This is a genomic window from Janthinobacterium sp. Ant5-2-1 (assembly GCF_001445815.1).
Taxonomy (GTDB): domain Bacteria; phylum Pseudomonadota; class Gammaproteobacteria; order Burkholderiales; family Burkholderiaceae_D; genus Janthinobacterium; species Janthinobacterium lividum_E.
In genome coordinates this window covers 1-17,883 of the sequence record NZ_LNCE01000051.1, presented here as the reverse complement: position 1 = coordinate 17,883, position 17,883 = coordinate 1, and the positions used below count along the sequence as shown (strand labels likewise).

At 63.5% G+C, this 17,883-nt stretch carries 15 protein-coding genes and 2 tRNA genes; 7 read left to right on the top strand and 10 right to left on the bottom strand.

The features are described 5' to 3' along the window. Position 1 precedes the first annotated feature (1 nt). Positions 2 to 1,072 carry a sulfate/molybdate ABC transporter ATP-binding protein gene (locus ASN89_RS17085; RefSeq protein ID WP_034747519.1) on the top strand — a complete coding sequence of 357 codons (1,071 nt, stop codon included), beginning with the start codon at positions 2 to 4 and terminating at the stop codon, positions 1,070 to 1,072. A gap of 14 nt (positions 1,073 to 1,086) precedes the next feature. After that, a complete protein-coding gene (locus ASN89_RS17080) occupies positions 1,087 to 2,019 on the top strand; it encodes a CysB family HTH-type transcriptional regulator (protein WP_034747522.1) in 933 nt (310 codons plus the stop codon). On the opposite strand, the gene ASN89_RS17075 is transcribed toward ASN89_RS17080, so the two are convergent. From ASN89_RS17075 to ASN89_RS17065, 3 genes are all read right to left on the bottom strand, one after another. Continuing rightward, entirely contained in the window at positions 2,016 to 2,369 is a 354-nt protein-coding gene (locus tag ASN89_RS17075; RefSeq protein WP_058050125.1) for an MmcQ/YjbR family DNA-binding protein, read from the bottom strand. The two genes, ASN89_RS17080 and ASN89_RS17075, sit on opposite strands and share 4 nt — an antisense overlap. Continuing rightward, entirely contained in the window at positions 2,366 to 2,977 is a 612-nt protein-coding gene (locus ASN89_RS17070; protein ID WP_058050124.1) for an immunity protein Imm33 domain-containing protein, read from the bottom strand. The genes ASN89_RS17075 and ASN89_RS17070 overlap by 4 nt, the downstream gene beginning before the upstream one ends. A gap of 75 nt (positions 2,978 to 3,052) precedes the next feature. Next, positions 3,053 to 3,631: a hemerythrin domain-containing protein gene (locus tag ASN89_RS17065; protein ID WP_200969065.1), complete on the bottom strand. Its 579-nt coding sequence runs from the start codon at positions 3,629 to 3,631 to the stop codon at positions 3,053 to 3,055. A gap of 391 nt (positions 3,632 to 4,022) precedes the next feature. Here ASN89_RS17065 and ASN89_RS29515 point away from each other — a divergent pair, with 391 nt between their 5' ends. Then, positions 4,023 to 4,580 (top strand): FxDxF family PEP-CTERM protein, encoded by a 558-nt coding sequence (locus tag ASN89_RS29515; protein WP_082127910.1) that lies wholly within the window; start codon positions 4,023 to 4,025, stop codon positions 4,578 to 4,580. 82 nt (positions 4,581 to 4,662) lie between these two features. Here ASN89_RS29515 and ASN89_RS17055 read toward each other — a convergent pair whose 3' ends face one another. The 3 genes from ASN89_RS17055 to ASN89_RS17045 all read right to left on the bottom strand — a co-directional run bounded on the left by ASN89_RS17055 (position 4,663) and on the right by ASN89_RS17045 (position 9,472). Next, the gene (locus tag ASN89_RS17055; RefSeq protein WP_058050123.1) at positions 4,663 to 7,083 is read right to left on the bottom strand and encodes a TonB-dependent receptor plug domain-containing protein; all 2,421 of its coding nucleotides are present in this window, start codon (positions 7,081 to 7,083) and stop codon (positions 4,663 to 4,665) included. A gap of 293 nt (positions 7,084 to 7,376) precedes the next feature. Continuing rightward, positions 7,377 to 8,423: an aldo/keto reductase gene (locus ASN89_RS17050; protein WP_058050165.1), complete on the bottom strand. Its 1,047-nt coding sequence runs from the start codon at positions 8,421 to 8,423 to the stop codon at positions 7,377 to 7,379. After that, on the bottom strand, positions 8,423 to 9,472 hold the full coding sequence (locus tag ASN89_RS17045) for a quinone-dependent dihydroorotate dehydrogenase (protein WP_058050122.1): 1,050 nt from the start codon (positions 9,470 to 9,472) through the stop codon (positions 8,423 to 8,425). The genes ASN89_RS17050 and ASN89_RS17045 overlap by 1 nt, the downstream gene beginning before the upstream one ends. Before the next feature lie 203 nt (positions 9,473 to 9,675). Between ASN89_RS17045 and ASN89_RS17040 the strand changes: the two genes are divergently transcribed. Beyond that, on the top strand, positions 9,676 to 12,987 hold the full coding sequence (locus tag ASN89_RS17040) for a S41 family peptidase (RefSeq protein WP_058050121.1): 3,312 nt from the start codon (positions 9,676 to 9,678) through the stop codon (positions 12,985 to 12,987). A gap of 109 nt (positions 12,988 to 13,096) precedes the next feature. Here the strand turns inward: ASN89_RS17040 and ASN89_RS17035 are convergent, their stop codons facing one another. From ASN89_RS17035 to ASN89_RS17025, 3 genes are read right to left on the bottom strand one after another with little or no spacing between them, the layout of a single operon-like run. Beyond that, positions 13,097 to 13,819 carry an arginyltransferase gene (locus ASN89_RS17035; protein ID WP_058050120.1) on the bottom strand — a complete coding sequence of 241 codons (723 nt, stop codon included), beginning with the start codon at positions 13,817 to 13,819 and terminating at the stop codon, positions 13,097 to 13,099. Positions 13,820 to 13,873: 54 nt separating this feature from the next. Next, on the bottom strand, positions 13,874 to 14,590 hold the full coding sequence (aat, locus tag ASN89_RS17030; protein ID WP_046685982.1) for a leucyl/phenylalanyl-tRNA--protein transferase: 717 nt from the start codon (positions 14,588 to 14,590) through the stop codon (positions 13,874 to 13,876). Positions 14,591 to 14,603: 13 nt separating this feature from the next. After that, positions 14,604 to 15,182, bottom strand: coding sequence for an NUDIX hydrolase (locus tag ASN89_RS17025; protein ID WP_034747557.1), 579 nt, complete (start codon positions 15,180 to 15,182; stop codon positions 14,604 to 14,606). 186 nt (positions 15,183 to 15,368) lie between these two features. Between ASN89_RS17025 and ASN89_RS17020 the strand changes: the two genes are divergently transcribed. Together ASN89_RS17020 and ASN89_RS17015 are read left to right on the top strand one after the other, a co-directional pair. Continuing rightward, positions 15,369 to 15,445, top strand: a tRNA-Met gene (locus ASN89_RS17020). Positions 15,446 to 15,574: 129 nt separating this feature from the next. Further along, positions 15,575 to 15,651 (top strand) — tRNA-Met (locus tag ASN89_RS17015). Positions 15,652 to 15,709: 58 nt separating this feature from the next. Here the strand turns inward: ASN89_RS17015 and ASN89_RS17010 are convergent. Next, a complete protein-coding gene (locus tag ASN89_RS17010; protein WP_058050119.1) occupies positions 15,710 to 16,498 on the bottom strand; it encodes a helix-turn-helix transcriptional regulator in 789 nt (262 codons plus the stop codon). A 110-nt stretch (positions 16,499 to 16,608) separates the two neighbouring features. Here ASN89_RS17010 and ASN89_RS17005 point away from each other — a divergent pair, with 110 nt between their 5' ends. Further along, a complete protein-coding gene (locus ASN89_RS17005; RefSeq protein WP_058050118.1) occupies positions 16,609 to 17,787 on the top strand; it encodes an MFS transporter in 1,179 nt (392 codons plus the stop codon). Positions 17,788 to 17,883: the final 96 nt, after the last annotated feature.

The window sequence follows — 17,883 nt, the reverse complement described above, 5'->3', positions numbered from 1 at the left end:
TATGACCATCGCAGTTAAAAACATCCACAAGCGCTTCGGCGATTTCGTCGCCCTCGACAATATCTCGCTGGACTTTCCCGCCGGCGAACTGACGGCCCTGCTGGGTCCGTCCGGCTGCGGCAAGACCACCTTGCTGCGCATCATCGCCGGTCTGGAACATCCGGACAGCGGGCAAGTGCTGCTGGACGCGGAAGACGCGTCGAATCGCCACGTGCGCGAGCGGCAAGTCGGTTTCGTGTTCCAGCACTATGCGCTGTTCAAGCACATGACCGTGTTTGAAAACGTGGCCTTTGGTTTACGCGTGAAGTCGCGCAGCGAGCGCCCGTCGGAAGACCAGATCCGCCGTAAAGTGAAAGATTTGCTGGAGCTGGTGCAGCTCGATTGGCTGGCCGACCGCTATCCGCCGCAGCTGTCTGGCGGGCAACGCCAGCGTATCGCCCTAGCGCGCGCCCTGGCTGTCGAGCCGCGCGTGCTGCTGCTCGACGAGCCGTTCGGTGCGCTTGACGCCAAGGTGCGCAAGGAATTGCGCCGCTGGCTGCGCCGCCTGCATGACGACTTGCACGTGACCAGCATTTTCGTCACGCACGACCAGGAAGAAGCGCTGGAAGTGGCGGACCAGGTCGTGCTGATGAACAAGGGCACGGTCGAGCAACTCGGTTCCCCCGAGCAAGTCTACAACCACCCGGCTTCGCCCTTCGTGTATGGCTTCCTCGGCAACGTCAACCTGTTCCACGGCCGCGTGCATGACGGCGTGATGGCCACCGGCGACGCCAGCTTCGAAGTACCCGACTATGCGGGCGTGAGCGACAGCAAGGGCACGGCCTATGTGCGTCCGCACGACCTGGAAATCGACCGCTACACGCAGGGTGCGGAAGGCATCGTCGTCAAGCTGAGCCGCGCGCATGCGATCGGCCCGCTGGCCCAGCTGGACTTGCAGCGCGTCGATAACAGCGAACTGATCGAGGCGGTGATGTCGAACGAGCGTTTTACGCATCTGCAGCTGAAAGAGGGCGAGACCCTGGTCGTGCGCCCGAAACGCTTGCACGTGTTCGTTGAACCGACAAGAACCTGAGAGGCTGGAACACTATGAATTTTCAACAATTGCGCTCGATCCGCGAAGCGGCCCGCCGCGGCTATAACCTGACGGAAGTGGCCAACGCCCTGTTCACGTCGCAGCCGGGCGTGAGCCGGCAAATCCGCGAACTGGAAGATGAGCTGGGCGTGGTGATTTTCGAGCGCAACGGCAAGCGTTTGACGGGCTTGACGGAGCCGGGCAAGGGCATCCTGAAGATCGTCGACCGGCTCTTGATCGAGGCGGAAAACCTGCAGCAGGCCAGCCTCGAGTACAGCGGCCAGACCAGCGGGACGCTATCCGTGGCGGCCACGCACACGCAGGCGCGCTATGCGCTGCCGAAAGTGGTGCAGGGCTTCCGCGCCGCCTTCCCCGACGTGCGCATCGCGCTGCAGCAAAGCGCGCCCGAACACATCGCGGAATGGGTGCTGTCGGGCAAGACCGATATCGGCATCGCCACGGAAGGCTTGAGCCAGTTCCCCGACCTCGTGTCGTTCCCGTGCTACCGCTGGAGCCATCTGATCGTCGTGCCGGACGGCCATCCGCTGCTCGATCACTCGCCGATCCGCCTGGAAGACCTGGCGAAATATCCGTTGATTACCTACGACAAGGGTTTCACGGGCCGCGGCCATATCGACGATGCGTTCGCCAAGGCGGGCGTGACGACCGATATCATCCTCACCGCCATGGATTCGGACGTCATCAAGCAGTACGTGGCGCTGGGCCTGGGCGTGGGCATCGTGGCCTCGATGGCCTTCGATCATGGCCGCGACAAGGGTTTGAGGGCCGTGGAAGCGTCGCATCTGTTCGCCACCAACACGACGCGCTTGGCCGTGCGCCGCGGCGCCTACCTGCGCGCCTACGCCTACGAGTTCATCCTGCAACTGGCGCCGGACCTGACGCGTGAAGACATCGACCGCGCCATGGCGGGCGAGGAAGCGCTCTAGGCGATGGCCGCCCGCTGCGCGCGCGTCAGGCTGGCCACGGCGCGCGCGTAGCTATCGCGCACCAGTTCTGCCAGGTAATCTGCGGGGAAGCGCGTTACGTCGACGATGGTCACCCAGTGAAAGCGGCCCATGTAACGGGCCGGTTTGACGCCGGGCATGTCCGTCAGCTCGATAAAACGCTCGGCGCTGACCCGCAGGCTGAAGCGCCACTGCTCGGGCGCGCTGGTCTTGAAATAGGCAAATTTCTTGCCGCTCACCTCAACCACGAGGATATTCGACGGCGGGCCGTACAGCACGGCTTGCGCGCCGGGCAGGGCCGCGCAAAAATCCTTCAATTCATCAGTTGTCATTCGTCCACCGCCACGAATTGCTGCGTGTTGTGGTCGAAGGCATAGGCCGACCCGGCAGGCGCATCCAGCAGCGCAATAAAACGGTCGTCCACACTGAGCACGGCGCCCAGCGACACGAGGGCCACGTTGGCGCTGTCGTTCATGTAGTCGTCGCTCTCGTCGTTGGCCGTGAAGCGCCAGCCGCTGTCGCTTTCGTTGTCCGGCTCCTCGCGGTACAGATAGCCGACGGGCGCGCCGTCTTCCAGCACTTTTTTCGTCACGAAGCACAGGCCCGCGTAGCGGTTGACGAGGTTGTCGTCATCGTCGTGCTGCGTATTGATGATGTGGCGCGCATCGAAGGCGATGGGGTCTTTGGCATGCAAATCGGCAATGTAGCCGGGCATGTTGTCGAGCTTGCCGGTGAAGTGCCCATGCGGTTCGACCGTATCGACCAGCACCCACATGCGCTCGGCGCCCGGCGCTTGCGGGTCGTCGCTGTGGAAGGCGAAGATCAGCTTGACCACCTCGCCCGGTCGCACCTGGGCGATGGCCTCGGGCGGCGATTTATAGAAGGTGTAGGGGTGGCGCGCCGCCAGTTCGGCGGCGTCGGCCAAGTGCCAGCTGGGCATGGTGGTCCGTCATGGGAGTCGAAGAGCTCCCATGGTAGCTGATTGCCCGCCGGCCTGGCTACTCTCCAGGCCAGTTCAGGCCGCCTTGCGGGCAAACAGCCTGGCCGCCACCAGCACGCCGGCCGCCCCCATGATCCACGCAGCGGTGCTGCCGGAAAAACCGATCAGCGTATTGGCGGCGATCTTGCCCGCTTGCGGCTTGACCAGGGCCATGCGGCGCTGTGTCATCTGCGCACCCAGCTCGCTCAAGCGCCTTGCTGTCAGCTGCGCTTCCGCTTCCGGCAGGCGCACGGTTTCCTCATCGGCCACATGGTGCAGCACGTCGCGCATCAGTTCCAGCAGCAAGGCGTCATGGCGCGTGGCGGCGGCATCCGTCGCGCGCAATTCGGCGATCAGGCGGCGCATTTCCTGATGCTCGGGCACGCTTTTCTGGCGTACCGCCGCGTCGCCATCGAGCAGGCGCATCTGCGGATAAAAAATTTCCTCTTCCAGGTTCGCATGGATTTCCAGCGCGCTGCAGATGGTTTCGGCCAGCGCTTTCTTGACGGCAGGTTTCTTGCTGGTGGTGTACTGGTGGAAGGCCAGCAGCACGTGGCTATGGTCGAAACGGATCATGTCGGTGATGGAGGGACTCAATTTGCTTAAAGTCAGCATGGCGTGCTCCGTGATGAATGTAGGCAGGAGCATGCATGATAGGGTGCGGTGTCGGGCCGTCCGGCAGGAAGCATGGCGTTTGTCTGCGCTGGCGCAAAACGGCGCGCGATAACGCCGGCCGGGCTTGCCTGAACGACGTTTTCGCTGGTGTGAATTAACAACACTTCAGTCCAACCCGCCAATCTCCCGGAACAAATCCCACGAAGCATGACGCCGCGCAAAGCGGGCTGATGCAATCAATGCATGAGAGCGATTGAAATTTTCAATGACTGAAGATGTTTCTTTTATTGCATTCTGATTTCTTGAATGATATCTTTTGCCCAATCGCAAAGAAATATAACAAAAATATAATCAACATTGTAATTTTTGAAATTGATCAATAGGGGAAATCATGAATATGACTAAACGTGCTGTGCTGGGTCTCTGCCTTGCTGTCTCGGCTTGCCTGGCGCCATTGGCCCAGGCTGCAAGCTGGGTGGAAGTCACCGATCCTGCCATGAGCGGCTTCCTGGTGGGCGGCAAGACCGTCACCTACGGCAGCGTGGCAGCGGACTCGGTCTGGGTCTATGACGGCGCCAACCCGTCCGGCGCGCAAAGTGCGGCCGCCATCAAGAGCCTGGTAAGCAGCAAGTTCGGCCTGCCATCGAGCGGCACCGGCTCGTTGGTCTTTGCCGCCCAGGGCGACCTGGCCAGCAACAAGTCCGGTTCGTTCACCGTCAACTCCAGCTTTGACTACTTGGCCGTGCATTATGGCCGTGGCGAACTGTTGTTCCACTGGGACACGCCGCTGGCCGCCAATACGGTTTTCAGCCTGGGCAACCTGCCGCGTGGCCTGAGCAATTTCCGCGCGTTCAATTCGGTCTCGGCCGTGCCTGAGCCAGCGACCTACGGCATGATGCTGCTGGGCTTGGGCCTGGTCGGTTTTGCCGCGCGCCGCCGCCGCGCCTGAGCTTGCAGCGCCTGCGGGCGCAAGACGTGAAAAAGCCCGGAAACGCGATGCGTTCCGGGCTTTTTGCATGGCAGAGCGTTATTTACCAGCTATAGCCAGCCTTGGCGTAGTAGTAGCGGCCGTTGAAGCCGTTCGGCGCGAAGATGCTGTAGGGCTGGGTGCCGTTGACGTTCAGGTTGCCCGCGCTCGTCACTTGCGCCGGGTAGCGGTTGGTGACGTTGTCGATGCCGGCCACCAGGCGCCAGTTCTTGCCCAGTTTTACGGAGCCGGACACGTCCAGCACCCATTGCGGGTCATACGTCTGGTCCAGCTTGACGTCATTTTGCGGCACGGTGAAGCTGCCGTAGCGCGTCACGACGCCGTGCGCATTCCAGATGCCGAAGCCGTAGTCGGCGGCCAGGCTGAACTTGTCCTTCGGCGACGCCACCGTGATGCGGTCGATGCTCTGGCGGTCGATCAGTTTCAGGTTGTTGGCCGTCAGGATGGCCGGATTGTCGGCGATTTTCTGTACCGTGCTCTTGTTGTGGTTGTACGCCACGGTGAGGTCGAGGCGGTCCTTGTCCTGAAGGTCGATGCGGTAGGTACTGACGATGTCCACGCCTTCCGTGCGCGTGTCGACGGCGTTGGTGAAGTAGCGCGCCGCACCCACGGTCGAGCCTTGCGTTGCCAGCTGGGCCTTGAGCTTGTCGTTCAGCGCCAGGTTGGCCGAGAACAGGATGCGGTTGTCGATGTCGATGCGGTAGGCATCGATGCTGGTGGTGAAGTTGCGGTTAGGCTGGAACTGCAGGCCCAGGCTGTAGTTGCGGGCTTTTTCCGGTTTCAGATCCTGTGCGCCCAATGCGCGCGCCTGCGGCGTATTCACGGCGAAGGTGCCCGTCTCGATGGCCGTATTGTTGCCGTTGATGACCTGGAAGTTGGTGGTGGTGATGGTGTAGTACTGCTGTGCCAGCGATGGCGCGCGGAAACCGCTCGACACGGTGCCGCGCAGGGACAGCGCGTCCGTGAACGCATAGCGCGCGGAACCCTTGGCCGAGGTGGTGCTGCCGAAATCGCTGTAGCGCTCATGGCGCAGGGCCACGCCGCCCGACAGTTTCTTCGTCGCTTCCGCTTCCAGGTTGACATAGATCGATTCGTTGTGGCGTGAATGGCTGCCCGCGTTGACAGGGCGGAAGCCGGCAAAGCCTTGCGAGCCGCCGCCCGTGTACGACGCTGCGTCGCCGGCGCCAATGCTGTACTTTTCATGGCGCGCTTCGGCGCCGACGGCCACCGTCAGCGGACCCGTAAAGTAAGACACGGGAAATTCGCGCGCCGCATCGAGGTTGAAGACGGTCTGCTCGTTTTTCAGCGAGCCTGCATAGAAATGCGTGGGGCTGTTCGCGCCCAGCGACTGGTTGACCGTGTTGTCCAGGTCCAGTTCGAATTTGTTGCTGCCATAGTTCAGGCTGGCGTCCCAGCGCCAGCCAGCCGCTTCACCGCGCAAGCCCGTGACGATCGACTGGTCCGTCAGGGTGCTGTTTTGCAGCGGCAAGAAGCCTTCCGGGAAGATTGGCGTGCGCTGCGAGTACGCCTTGGTGACGGAATCTTGGATCAGCGCCGTGCGCCAGGTGGCGGCGGCCGAGGTGTCGCGCTTGCCATAGTTGCCGAAGGCATACCAGTCGATATTGTCGCTGATGCGGTATTCGCTGTTGAGGAAAATCGTCGCCGGCTTGCTTTCCGGGTCGCCGTAGCGCTGGTTGACCTTGCCGTAGCGCGGCTCCAGCGGATTGCGGAAGTCGGCGCCGGCGCGGTTGGTCGGATCGCGTTCCGCCACTTCCGCCGAGACGCGCACCCAGCCGTCGTCGCCCAGGGCGAAGCCGGCCGAACCCTTGATGGATTTTTGCTTGCCGTCGCGTTCCTGCGTCTGGCCATAGCCCACTTCGATATCGCCGCCGGCCGCGCCTTTTTTCAGGATGATGTTGATCACGCCGGCGATCGCATCGGAACCGTACTGGGCCGCCGCGCCATCGCGCAGCACTTCCACGTGGTCGATGGCGGCCAGCGGGATGGCGTTCAGGTCGACGGGCGCCGAGCCGCGGCCCAGGGAACCGTTGACGTTGACGACGGCCGACGTGTAGCGGCGCTTGCCGTTCACCAGCACCAGGGTCTGGTCCGGTGACAGGCCGCGCAATTGCGCCGGACGCACGGCGTCGCTGGCGTCGGCGCCCGTGGCGCGGGCAAAGTTCAGCGATGGCAGCAGGCGCGCCAGCACGGTGGCCAGTTCGCCCGAACCCGTGCTTTGCAAGTCGCGCGACGTGAGGATGTCGATCGGCGATTCGGAATCGATGGTGCGGCGGTTCTTGGCGAAGGTGCCGGTGACCACGACCGACTGCAATTCGCCTTCGGCCGGCAGTTCTTGCTGCGCTTGCGCCAGCATCGGCAGGCTGAAGCAGGCGATCAGGCTGGCGGCGATAACGGTTTTGACGGGGAGGGCGGGAAGCTGGGAACGGGCGGTGCTTGAACTCATCGACGATATCTCTTCGGTTGGTGGTTGCGCGGACCATGGCGGTCCGATGATGCAATCAGATTAACAGTGGGCACGCGGCGTGCTTACGAATCGTTCTGTCTATCGATATGCAATAAATATCTGAAAGACGTCAACATGGCGCGAGTAGCGCATATAGCCTCGTTTTCAGCATACGACCGCGCAGGGCAAGGCCGCAATGCTGCACAGCAGTAAATTGCCAGCTGTTGCATAAATACGACTATCTGCGGTGAGGGGGGAGCCTGGCGGCGGCCTGCGCCGCCAGGAGGGCGCGCTTACTGCCCCGGATTGGGCAGGCTGGCGTGGATGGCGTCGACGGCCGCCACGAGTTCCGGCGACAGGCTGACTTGATGGGCATCGATATTTTGCTGCAGCTGCGCCGTGCTGGTGGCGCCGATGATGGTCGAGGCCACGAACCAGCGCGAGTAGCACCAGGCCAGGGCCAGCTGCGCCGGCGTCAAGCCGTGCGCGCGGGCCAGCGCCGCATACTGGGCGGCTGCCGCTATGGTAGCGGGGCGCACGTAGCGGGGACTCCAGCCGGGCGGGAAAATCGTCAAGCGCCCCTTGGCTTGCGGATCGTCGAGGTATTTCGCCGTCAGCTGGCCGAACGCCAGAGGGCTGTAGGCCAGCAAGCCCACATTTTCCCGGTGGCAGGTTTCGTCGAGCAAGCTCGTCTCGAAATGGCGCGCCGTCAGGTTGTACAGGTTCTGAATGGATACGATGCGCGGCAAGCCTTTCAGCTCGGCCTGCTTGATGTATTCGCATACGCCCCACGACGATTCGTTCGATACGCCGATGTGGCCGATCTTGCCTTCGTCAATCAGCTTGCCCAGCACGGCCAGAGTGTCTTCAATGGCGACCGACGCGTGTTCCTTGCGCGGGTTGTACACGCTGGCGCCGAAGATGGGCAGGTTGCGGCTGGGCCAGTGCAACTGGTACAGGTCGATGTGCTCCGTTTGCAGCCGGCGCAGGCTGTCCTCGACGGCGGCGCGGATGTTGACGGCGTCGTGGTCCGTCTTGCCCTTGCGTATCCAGTGCATGCGCGAGTTCGGCCCGGCCACCTTGCTGGCCAGCACGATCTGGCCGCGCTTGCCGCTTTTCTTCAGCCAGCTGCCGATGTAGCGCTCGGTGCTGCCCTGCGTTTGCGCGCTGGCCATCACCGGATACATCTCGGCCGTGTCGATGAAGTTGATACCCCGTTCCAACGCGTAATCGAGCTGGCTGTGCGCTTCGGCTTCGCTATTCTGTTCGCCGAACGTCATCGTGCCCAGGCAGATCGTGCTCACTTCCAGGCTGCTGGAACCCAGCTTGACCTTGTTGATCATTTCGCCTGCTTGCCGCGCAGCGCGCGGGCGCAATCCTTGATCAGGGCCGGACCCGCGTAAATCAGGCCGCTGTACAGCTGCACCAGCTGCGCACCCGCCTCGAACTTGGCCAAAGCATCCTTGCCTTGCATGATGCCGCCCACGCCGATGATGGGCAAAGCGTCGCCCAGTTCCGCTTTCAGCAAGCGGATGATATTGTTCGACAGCTCGAACACAGGCGCGCCCGACAGGCCACCCGCTTCGGCGCCATGTGGCATGCCTTCGACGGCGCTGCGCGACAGGGTCGTGTTGGTGGCGATGACGCCGTCGATCTTGTGGCGCGTGAGCGACTCGGCGATGCTTTTCACCTGTTCGCCATCCATGTCCGGCGCGATTTTCAGGGCCAGCGGCACGTAGCGCTTGTGCTTGTCCGCCAGGCGTGCCTGGGCTTCCTTGAGTTGCGACAGCAGGGCGTCGAGTTCGGATGCGCCCTGCAACTGGCGCAAATTCTTCGTGTTCGGCGACGAGATGTTCACCGTCACATAGCTGGCGTACGGATAGACTTTTTCCAGGCACAGCAGGTAATCGTCGGCCGCCCGTTCGATGGGCGTGTCGGCATTCTTGCCGATGTTCAGGCCCAGCACGCCCGCGCGGTCCTGGTAAAACTTCGACGCCTGCACGTTGGCCACAAAGGCGTCGACGCCGCCATTATTGAAACCCATGCGGTTGATGATGCCCTGCGCCTGCGGCAGGCGGAACATACGCGGTTTCGGATTGCCCGCCTGCGCGCGCGGCGTGACGGTGCCCACTTCGATGGAGCCAAAACCCAGGTCGGCCAGCGCGTCGATGTAGGCGCCATCCTTGTCCAGGCCAGCGGCCAGGCCGACCGGGTTGGGGAAGGTGATGCCCATCACCGTGCGCGGGTCCGCCGCCGGTTTGCCGGCCAGTTTCGTCAGGCCCAGCGCGCTGGCGCGTTTCAGGGCGGGCAGGGTGAGATGATGGGCCGCTTCGGCATCCATCGAAAACAGCAGCGGGCGGGCGAGGGAGTACAGGAATTTTTCAGACATGGGGCGCTTTGAGTAGGTATGCGGGCTGCCGGGAAGGGCTGGCGGCGCGCGAAATAAGTGCCGTATTTTACCGTGTTCCGCGCCGCTGCCGGGTGTATAGTTCTCTTTGGTCCAATGCAACATTGATTCCTTGTTAATTCGCATTCGGCCGTGGACCTTCCTGTTTTTTCTCTGTTCTGTTGACTTCATAAGCGAGACATCGATTGAAAAAGACACGCATCTTGACGGCCATCGCGGCCGCCAGCGCACTGCTGCTGAGCCACCCGGCCCTGGCCCTGCCCAATACGCAAGACACCCGCATGCTGAGCGAACCGGCCGTCTCCAGCCGCCACATCGCCTTCATCTATGCGGGCGATTTGTGGCTGTCGAACCTCGATGGCGGCGGCGCGCGGCGCCTGACCTCCGACCTGGGCGACAAGTCCAATCCCGTGTTTTCGCCTGACGGCAGTCTGATCGCGTATAGCGCGAATATCGACGGCAATGTCGACGTGTACGTGATCGCGGCGGCCGGTGGCGTGCCGCGCCGCCTGACCTTCCATCCGGGCGCGGACCTGGCGCAGTCGTTCACGCCCGATGGCCAGTCCGTGATGTTTACCTCGCCCCGCGCCGCCTTCAACAACCGCTTCCAGAAGCTGTTTACGGTACCGGTGGCGGGCGGCGTGGAAACGCAGCTGGAAATCCCGAACGCGTCGCGCGCCACGTATTCGCCCGATGGCAAGCGCATCGCGTACAACCCGCTGGCGCCCGCCTTCAAGCAGTGGAAGCGCTACCGGGGCGGCACCAATTCCTGGCTGTGGCTATTCTCGTCCGCCGACAAGTCGATCGAAAAAATCCCCCAGCCGACAACGCGCTCGAACGACGTCGACCCGATGTGGATAGGCGACACCGTGTACTTCCGCTCGGACCGCAACGGCGAATTCAACCTGTTTGCGTATGACGTGAAAACGAAGGCCGTGCGCCAGCTGACGCGGCACACGGATTTCCCCGTGCTGAACGCGTCGGCTGCGAACGGCACCATCGTCTACGAGCAGGCCGGCTATCTGCACGCGTTCGACATCGCCAGCGGCCAGGCGCACAAGCTGACCATCGGCGTGGCCAGCGACCTGGGGCAGACGCGCCCCCGCTGGGTCAAGAATGCGAAATACATCCGCGACGCGTCGATCTCGCCATCGGGCGCGCGCATCGCCTTCGAGTACCGGGGCGAGATCGTCACCATCCCCGCCGACAAGGGCGACGTGCGCAACCTGACGCAGACGGCCGGCGCCCACGAGCGCACACCCATCTGGTCGCCCGATGGCCGCTCGGTCGCGTATTTCTCGGACGAGTCGGGCGAGTATGAACTGCATGTGCGGGCGCAGGACGGCAAGGGCGCGGTGCGCAAGTTCAAGCTCAATGGCAGCGGCTTCTATGACAACGCCGTCTGGTCGCCCGACAGCAGGAAGATCGCGTTTGCCGACAATGGCTGGAGCATGTACGTGATCGACGTCGGCACGGGCAAGGTGCAAAAAATCGCCACGGAACCGATGTATGGCGTCGACAAGAGCATGCGCGCCTCGTGGGCGCCCGACTCGCGCTGGCTGGCCTACACGCTCAATTCGCCCACCTACACGCGCAGCGCCTACATCTATTCCGTCGAGCAGAACAAGTCGATGCCCGTGACCGATGGCCTGTCCGACGTGGCCGAACCTGTGTTCGACAAGAGCGGCAAATACCTGTACTTCTTCGCGTCGACGAATGCTGGCCCCAGCAACAACTGGTTCTCGCAGCAGAACGAAGACAACCTGGTGACGCGCACCGTGTGGATGGCCGTGCTGCGGCGCGATTTGCCGTCGCCCCTGATCAAGGAGAGCGACGAGGAAAAGGCCGCCAGCACGGACGCGAAAAAAGAAACGGCGAAGGCGGAAGCGGAGCCGAAGAACGAAGCGAAGATCGATCCGAAGACGGGCCGCGACGACCCGAAAGTGGCCGTGGCGCCGGTGGCGCCGATCAGCATCGATTTCGACGGCATCGCCACGCGCATCGTCGACTTGCCGCTGCCGGCCGCGCAGTTTTCCAGCCTCGCCGCCGGCGCTGCGGGACAGATCTTTTTGCTGCGCGAAAGCGATGGCAAGAAGGCCGTGCAGCGCTTCGACCTGAAGGAGCGCAAGGCGGAAACCGTGGTGGCCGAAGCCGATGATTTCGAAGTCTCCGCCGACGGCAAGAAGCTGTTGTATCGCCAGAAGGACAATTGGGCCATGGGCTCCGCCACGGGCAAGCTGCTGATGCCGGGCGAAGGCAAGATCAAGGTTGACGTTATCGAAGTGAAGGCCGATCCGCGCGCCGAGTGGACGCAGATTTTCAATGAAGTGTGGCGCATCAACCGCGATTATTTCTATGACCCGGGCATGCATGGCGTGGACTGGAAAGCCATGCGCGACAAGTACGCCGTGTTCCTGCCTGAGCTGTCCAGCCGCGCGGACCTGAACCGCCTGATCCAGTGGATGTGCAGCGAGCTGGCCGTGGGCCACCATCGCGGCGGTGGCGGCGACGATTTTATCGAGGCGAAGAAGGTGCCGGGGGGACTCCTGGGCGCCGATTACGAAGTGAGCGACGGCCATTACCGCTTCAAGAAAGTGTATGGCGGCTTGAACTGGAACCCGGCCCTGCGCGCGCCATTGACGGAGCCGGGCCTGAACGTCAAGGCGGGCGAATACCTGCTGGCCGTCGACAGCCGCCCGCTGGCGCCACCCACGAACTTGTACAGCGCCTTCGAGAACACGGCCGGCAAGGCCATCGACCTGACCGTGGGACCCTCGGCTGACGGCAAGGGCGCGCGCACGATCACCGTCGTGCCCGTGCCGACCGAGGATGCCTTGCGCAACCGCGACTGGATCGAAGGCAATATGCGCAAGGTCAATGCCGCGACCGGGGGCAAGGTGGCCTACGTGTACGTGCCGAATACGGCGGGCCTGGGCCACACCTACTTCAAGCGCTATTTCTTCCCGCAGGCGGACAAGCAGGCCATCATCGTCGACGAGCGTTTCAATGGCGGCGGCAGCGTGGCCGATTACTACATCGAGATCCTGCAGAAGAAGGAAATCGCCTGGTGGACCATGCGCTACGGCGCCGACATGAAGACGCCGTCCGCGTCGATCCAGGGCCCGCGCGCCATGCTGATCGACGAGACGGCCGGCTCGGGCGGCGACCTGCTGCCGTGGATGTTCCGCAAAAATAACATGGGTCCGCTGATCGGCAAGGCCACGTGGGGCGGCCTGGTGGGCATCCTCGGCTTCCCCGTGCTGATGGATGGCGGCAACATCACGGCGCCGAACCTGGCGTTCTGGACGCGCGAAAACGGCTGGGGCGTGGAAAACGAAGGCGTGCCGCCCGATATCGAAGTCGAGCAAACGCCGGCCGACGTCATCGCCGGCCGAGATCCGCAGCTGGAAAAAGCGATTGAAGTGATACAGGCCGAGCTGGCGAAAAATCCACCCGTGCAGCCCAAGCGTCCGGCGTTTCCGGATAAAAGTAAATAAAAGGCGTAGGTCGGATTAGGCGCGCAGCGCCGTAATCCGACAACATTGTTGGCGCCGCCGGTGGTGTCGGATTACGCGCTTCGCGCCTCGGCGGCCCCGCTAATCCGACCTACATCACAATCCATTGTCCTTTGATCCTCGCTTCCAGCGGCTTGAAATTGATTTTATAGGCCATCTTCGGGCTCTGCGCGATCCAGTAGCCGAGATACACATACGGCAGCCCCAGCTCGCGCGCCTGGGCGATCTGCCACAGCACGTTGTAGGTACCGAACGAGGCGCCCGGCACGTCCGGATCAAAGAACGTGTAGACGGACGACAGGCCATCGGCCAGCACGTCGATGATGCTGACCATGCGCAGGATGCCGTCGGCGTCGCGAAATTCCACCAGGCGCGTGTTGACCCGGCTTTGCAGCAGGAATTGCGCGTACTGGTCGCGGCTGTCCTGGTCCATGCCGCCGCCCGCGTGGCGCGTGCTCTGGTAGCGCAGATACAGCTCGTAATGCTCGTCGAGGAAGGAGAGGGTGGCCACGCCCGCCTGCAGGCCGGCGTGCCGGCTCCAGGCGCGGCGCTGGTTGCGGTTCGGCGTGAATTCGCCGGCCACCACGCGCACGGGAATGCAGGCCTGGCAGCCGTCGCAATACGGGCGGTAGGTAAAGATGCCGCTGCGGCGAAAGCCGTTGCGCACCAGTTCCGAGTACACGTCGCTGTTGATCAGGTGCGAAGGCGTGGCCACCTGCGAGCGGGCCTGGCGGTCGTCCAGGTAGCTGCACGGGTACGGTGCCGTCGTGTAGAACTGCAGGGTGGCAAACGGTAGTTCGTTCAGGTGCGTCATGCTGATCCTGTCTGGTCTGTCCGCGGCGGTGTGCCTTGGGCTATCATAGCTTTTTTACGCCGGTGGCGCAGCATGCCAATCGGTGATTTGCGCTGCTTCAATGGCGATCCGTACATGGGCCAGGAAGCGCGCGCGCGAAATGGGTGCCGCGCCCAGCGAGGCCAGGTGTTTCGTTTCTTGCTGACAGTCAATCATGGCCACGCCGCGCGCCTTCAAGAAGTGCACCAGCTGCGCCAGCGCGATCTTCGAGCCATCCGAGACGCGGGCGAACATTGATTCGCCATAGAACATGCGGCCGATCGACACGCCATACGCGCCGCCCACCAGTTCACCGTCAAGCCACAGTTCCGACGAATGCGCGTAGCCCAGCTTGTGCAAGCCCGTGTAGCCGGCGATGATCTCGTCCGAAATCCAGGTGCCAGGGCCATCCTTGCGCGGCGCTGCGCAGGCGCGCATGACGGCCTCGAAATCGCCGTCGAAGCGCAGCTGCCAGCGGCCATCCGTGGCGGCGCTGCGTTCGACCTTGCGGATCGCCTTGGCCAGGCTGTCGGACACCTTGAAGTCTTCCGTCATCAGCACCATGCGCGGATCGGTGCTCCACCACAGGATGGGCTGGCCTTCGGAAAACCAGGGAAAGATGCCGCGCCGGTAAGCGTCGAGCAGGCGCGCGGGCGACAGGTCGGCGCCGGCCGCCAGCAGGCCGGGCGCCTCGTCGGTCAGGGCGCGCGAGACGTCGGGGAACGGGGTGTGGATGTCGAGCCAGGGAATCATGCGGCGTGGTGGCTTACTCTGCGTCCGCGCGCGCCATCGGGCGCGTGATGTCGCCCGTATGGACGCCGTAGCTGCCGCCTTCGCGGATTTTCACGCGGTCGGCAAAGAACAGTTCCAGGGTGGCGCGAATGGTGGGGAAGGCCAGGTCATCCCAGGGGATCTGCGCTTCCGTAAACAGCTGCACGTCGAGGCTTTCGATGCCCGGCGCGAAATCGAGGTCGCGCAAACGCGCCAGGTAGAACAGGTGCACCTGGTGCACGCGCTGCACGTTCAGCAGCGAAAACAGGGGCCCCAGTTCGATATTCGCGCCCGCTTCCTCCACCGTTTCGCGCTCGGCCGCGTCGGACGTCGTTTCATCGTTTTCCATGAAGCCGGCCGGCAAGGTCCAGTAGCCGAGGCGCGGCTCGATGGCCCGCTTGCACAGCAAGACCTGTAGCTGGCCATCTTCTTCCCACACGGGGATCGAGCCGACCACCATTTTCGGGTTCTGGTAATGGATGGCGTCGCAATTGGCGCAGACATAGCGGGGACGGTTGTCGCCTTCCGGAATGGACAGGCTGACAGGATGGGCGCATTCGGAGCAGAATTTCATGGGCAGGCTTAGGATAAGAGATGTCTCGTGTAACGCTTACTGTACACCGATTGCGTGCCGCGTGGCGAGCTGCGCAGGCACGATTGGCTGCCGGTCATGCCACCCGCGTATTCATTAGATTGGTCTATTACGGTTGAATTTAAGATAGCTATTGCCTAAGCCACCCGTTTGCCCTTATAATTCTTGTGCGGGGTGGAGCAGTCTGGCAGCTCGTCGGGCTCATAACCCGAAGGTCACAGGTTCAAATCCTGTCCCCGCAACCAATACCGGAAAGCCGCTGATACTTGCAAAAGATCAGCGGCTTTTTCTATTCTCAAGCCGCGCATGCAGCTCTTCCAGCCGCCTGCCGCGATTAGCTCCCCGCAGTGCAGCAAACTGGTATATAATTCGCCTGCGGGGTGGAGCAGTCTGGCAGCTCGTCGGGCTCATAACCCGAAGGTCACAGGTTCAAATCCTGTCCCCGCAACCAATTCGAAGCCGCTGGTTCCTCGCAAGAGGGCCAGCGGTTTTTTCGTTGTGGGCTCCGTTTACTCCGGCGCCTGGCGCGCATACACGACCAGCCGCAAGTGGCGGTCCGCATCGATGGTCAGTGTGGTGTGTTCATAGGCGACCTGTTCGCCATCGACGTCCAGGCGGCGCACGCCAGCACACGGCGCATGCACGTCGTGGCGGCGCCACCATCGCTTGAATTCGGGCGAGACTTTTTCCAGTTCCTCCACCAGCGCGTGGATGTCCGCTTCCTGCGTGGCGCGCGCGTAGTCGCGGCGAAAGCTCGACAGCATCAGCGGCGCCTGCTCTTCCCAGGCCGTGAAGCGTGCGCGCAGCAGCGGATCGGTAAACAACAGCCACAGCAGATTGCGGCGCGAGGCGGCATGCGCGCCGAAACCAAACAGGGTGTCGGCGCCCGCATTGAACGCCAACACGTCCCAGCGCAGGTTAAGCACATAGGCGGGATGCGCCAGTTCGTGCATCAAGCGGCGCACCGGCGGCGGCACCACGCAAAACGTCTTGCCTTCTTCGGCCGGCGGGCGCGCATGCGCGAGCAGGAACAGGTGGCGGCGTTCTGCCGCGTCCAGTTTCAGCACTTCGGCCAGCTTGTCGAGAAAGGCGCTCGAGACGCCGATGTCGCGCCCCTGCTCCAGCCACGTGTACCAGGTCAGCCCCACGCCAGCCAGCGCCGCCACTTCTTCGCGGCGCAAGCCCGGTGTCCTGCGCCGTCCGCCGCCGGGCAAGCCCACGTCTTCCGGCGACAGCCGCGCGCGCCGCGCCTGCAGGTAGGCGGCCAGTTCGTGGCGGGTGCGTTGCAAGGTGCGCATGGTGCGGTCTTTCCCGTGAGGCTGTTGCTATCAGTAATAGCATAAACAGTTAAATTGTAATTGTTTATATTGTATTCCAGAATGCCTGCTTTCTTCCTGAGGGCTGGCCCATGTCTGACTATTCTTCCTACCGTGTCGGTCTTCCCGCCACCGTCTACCTGATCGCCATTGGTGCGTTCGCGCTGGGCATGGCGTCGTACGTGACGGCGGGCTTGATGCCGATGATCGCCGGCGCGTTTTCCATCTCGCTGGCGATGGCCGCGCAACTGGTGACGGCGTTCACCCTGGCCTATGGCCTCGGTTCGCCGCTGGCCGTGGCCTTGCTGCCGGCGCGCGCGCAGCGCTCGGGCCTCTTGATCGCGCTGGCCGTGTTCGTGCTGGCGAACGGGGCCAGCGCGCTGGCGTCCGGTTTCGGCAGTTTGCTCGCGTGGCGCGCCATTGCCGGCATCGGTGCTGGCGTCTACCTGGCGCTCGGTATCGCGGCGGCGGCGGGCGTGTCGGCGCCGCAGCAGCGGGGCAAGGCCATCGGCGTGATCATGGGTGGCATGGCGGGCGGCACGGTGCTGGGCGTGCCATTGAGCTTGCTGCTGGCGCAGCAGCTGGGCTGGACGGCGGCCCTGTGGCTGGTGGCTCTTCTGGGCGGGCTGGCGCTGGCGGGCTTGCTGTGGAAGCTGCCCGCGCTGCCGGTGGCGCCGGCGATTTCTCTGCGCCGCAAGCTGGCCTTGCTGGCCGATGGGCAGGTGCTGGCGATCCTGCTCGTGTCCTTGTTGGCGGCCATCGCGAGCCTGGGCATGTACACGTTTATCGCGCCGCTGCTGGCGTGGTCGGCGAACGGCATGGCGATGTCCGCCACGCCCTTCCTGTGGGCGTGGGGCGTGGGAGGGATCGTGGGCAGCATGCTGGTCGGGCCATGGGCGGACAAGGTGGCGGCGCCGAAGCTGACCTGCTTCATCTTGCTGCTGCTGGCGCTGGCCTTGTGCGCGCTGCTGTTGGCGGCCCGCTGGTCGGCCTGGCTGATGCTGGCGCCGATCGCGCTGTGGGGCGCGGCTGGCTGGGCCCTGCAAGTGCCGCAAAACCAGCAGCTGCTGGCCGTGCGTGCGCGGCAGGGCGACGGCAACCTGGCCATCGCCCTCAACGAATCGGCGCTGTACCTGGGCAGCGCCATCGGCGCCGCCATGGGCGGCTTGCTGCTCCTGCTCAACTGGCCGATGTGGCTGCTGGCGGCCGGCGCCGGCGCCGTGGCCACTGCGGCGTTGCTGCTGCAGTGGCCCGCCGCGCGGCGGACTTAAGCCTTTTTCGCCAGCTGCATGCCCACGGGCAGGGCGCGGATGCGCTTGCCCGTGGCGGCGAAGATGGCGTTGCACAGGGCCGGGGCGATGGGCGGC